At 75.4% G+C, this 2,727-nt stretch carries 2 protein-coding genes and 2 pseudogenes; all 4 read left to right on the top strand.

Translation table 11 applies throughout. The features are described 5' to 3' along the window. A pseudogene (locus tag E2C05_RS33650) lies at window positions 1-260 on the top strand (DUF853 domain-containing protein); the annotation flags it as partial. Window positions 261-422: 162 nt separating this feature from the next. Continuing rightward, a complete protein-coding gene (gene dapF / locus E2C05_RS30860; RefSeq protein ID WP_133223434.1) occupies window positions 423-1,250 on the top strand; it encodes a diaminopimelate epimerase in 828 nt (275 codons plus the stop codon). Next, on the top strand, window positions 1,247-2,506 hold the full coding sequence (gene mtaB / locus E2C05_RS30855; protein ID WP_133223433.1) for a tRNA (N(6)-L-threonylcarbamoyladenosine(37)-C(2))-methylthiotransferase MtaB: 1,260 nt from the start codon (window positions 1,247-1,249) through the stop codon (window positions 2,504-2,506). Before dapF ends, mtaB begins: the two co-directional genes overlap by 4 nt. Then, window positions 2,506-2,727: pseudogene (locus tag E2C05_RS30850) on the top strand (hypothetical protein); the annotation flags it as partial. The gene mtaB and the pseudogene E2C05_RS30850, both read left to right, overlap by 1 nt.

Genomic DNA, 2,727 nt, shown 5'->3' with positions numbered 1-2,727 from the left:
CGCGCCCGCTGCCGGAGGCGCCGGCCCAGGGCGGCCGGGTGCCGCAGACCGGCCGGCCGGGCGCGCCCGGCCCCTATGGCGGCGGGGGCGGCGGCTGGGGCGAGGTGATCGGCGCGGTGCTGACCGGCAATCACGGGCGCCGGGAAGGGCCGCTCGAGTCCATGGCGAAATCGGCGGCCCGCAGCATGGGAAGCTCGGTCGGGCGGCAGATCGGCAGCGCGGTGCTGCGCGGGGTCCTGGGCAGCATCCTGAAGCGTTGAGCGCCCGCCCTCCCCCCCCCGGGGGGGGGGTCGCCGGCGCGGACCGGGTCCGCCGCGTCCCGCCACGGGGCCTCCGGCCACCGGCGCGCCGGCATCGCGGCCCACCCATGCGGGGGCGCAGGCTTCAATTGCCGTGCCCGCCGGGGCATATCTGCGCCCGCCATGGTTCCCTTCCGCAAGATGCACGGCCTGGGCAACGATTTCGTCGTCCTGGACGCCCGCCGTGCCGACCTGCCCATCACGCCCCGCCGGGCCGCCGCCATCGCGGACCGGCGCTTCGGCGTGGGCTGCGACCAGTTCATCGTGCTGGAACCGGGCCTGGACGGCGCCGATGTCTTCATGCGCATCCGCAACCCGGATGGGTCGGAGGCCGGGGCCTGCGGCAATGCCACGCGCTGCATCGCATCCCTGGTGGCGGCGGAGAGCGGCCGGGACCGCGTGGTGGTCCGCACCATCGCCGGCGACCTGCCGGTGGAACGCCTCCCCGGTGGCCTCTGGCGCGCCGACATGGGCCCGGCCCGCCTCGGCTGGCGCGACGTGCCCCTGGCGCGGGAGGTGGACACCCTGCACCTGCCGATCGGCCGGGATGGCGTCGCCGATCCCGCCGCCTGCTCCATGGGCAACCCGCATGTCACCTTCTTCGTGCCGGACCTGGGCGCCGTGCCGGTGACGGCACTGGGCCCGGTGTTCGAGCATGACGCGCTGCTCCCCGAGAGGGCGAATATCGGCTTCGCCCAGGTGCTCTCGCCCGACCATATCCGGCTGGAGGTGTGGGAGCGCAGCGCGGGCCGGACGCTGGCCTGCGGCTCCGCCGCCTGCGCCGCCATCGTCAATGCCGCCCGGCGCGGCCTGACCGGGCGGCGCGCCGCCGTGGCGCTGCCGGGCGGCACGCTGCAGATGGAATGGCGCGCCGATGGTCATGTGCTGATGACCGGCCCGGTCGCCACCGCCTTCACCGGCATGCTCGACCTGGGTGCCTACCCGGCATGAGCGGGACGGACCCGGCGGCGGTCGACGTGCTGACCTTCGGCTGCCGGCTCAACACCTATGAGTCCGAGGCGATGCGCGACCTGGCGCAGCAGGCGGGCCATGCGCGCACCATCGTGGTGAACACCTGCGCCGTGACGGCGGAGGCGGAGCGTCAGGCGCGCCAGGCCATCCGTCGCGCGGCACGCGACAACCCGGAAGCCCGCATCGTCGTCACGGGCTGCGCCGCGCAGATTTCTCCGAGCAGCTGGGCCGGCCTACCCGGCGTCGCGCGGGTGATCGGCAATGCCGACAAGCTGAAGCCCGAGACCTGGGCGCTGGATGCCCCGCCCGCGCCGGTCACCGACATCATGGCGGCGACCGAGACGGCGGCGCATCTCGTCACCGATTTCGCCGGCCGCGCCCGCGCCTTCGTGCAGGTGCAGCAGGGCTGCGACCACCGCTGCACCTTCTGCGTCATCCCCTATGGCCGCGGCCCCTCCCGCTCCGTCCCCATCGGCGCCATCGTCGAGCAGGTGCGCATCCTGGTCGAACGCGGTTACCGGGAGGTGGTGCTGACCGGCGTCGACATCACCTCCTACGGCCCGGACCTGCCGGGGAAGCCTAGCCTGGGGCAGATGGTGCGGCGGCTGCTGGCGCTGGTGCCCGACCTGCCCCGGCTGCGCCTCTCCTCCCTCGACCCGGTCGAGGTGGACGACGACCTCTGGCGGCTGATCGCCGGGGAGGAGCGGTTGCTGCCGCACCTGCACCTGTCCCTGCAGCACGGGTCCGACCTGATCCTGAAGCGGATGAAGCGGCGCCACCTGCGGGCCGATGCGCTGGCATTCGCCCGGCGCGCCCGCGCCCTGCGGCCGGACATGGCCTTCGGCGCCGACCTGATCGCCGGCTTCCCGACCGAGACGGAGGCGCAATTCCAGGAGACGCTCGACCTCGTCGCCGCGATGGAACTCAGCTTCCTGCATGTCTTTCCCTATTCGGAGCGGCCCGGCACGCCGGCGGCGCGCATGCCGCAATTGCCGGTACCGCTGCGGAAGGACCGCGCGGCGCGGCTGCGCGCGGCGGGCGCCGCGGCCGCGGCGCGCTTCTATGCGGGCCGGCTGGGGCGGGAGGAGCAGGTGCTGTTCGAGCGTGAGGACCGCGGCCACACCGCGCATTTCGCCCCGCTGCGCCTGCTGCGCGGCATGGCCGCGCCGGGCGAGCTTCGCCGGGTGCGGGTGACGGGCCTGGCGCCCGACGGGCTGCTGGCGGACGCCGCCTGATGGCGCTGCGCGACTGGATCACCAAGCTCCGCGGCAAGGATGCGCCGCCGGCCGAGGCGCCGCTCTCCCCCCCGCCGGGCGTGCCGGCCCCGCCATCGGCGCCCACCGGCGCGCCCAGCCTGCCGCCGCTGGCGGCGCCGGATATCCCGCTGCCGCCGCAGCCGCCGCAGCCGCCGCCCTTCACCACGGCCAGCCCGCTGGCCCGCACCGCGGCGGACCCG

This window comes from Paracraurococcus ruber, assembly GCF_004353985.1.
Classification (GTDB): domain Bacteria; phylum Pseudomonadota; class Alphaproteobacteria; order Acetobacterales; family Acetobacteraceae; genus Paracraurococcus; species Paracraurococcus ruber.
This window is presented reverse-complemented; position numbering and strand designations above follow the sequence as displayed.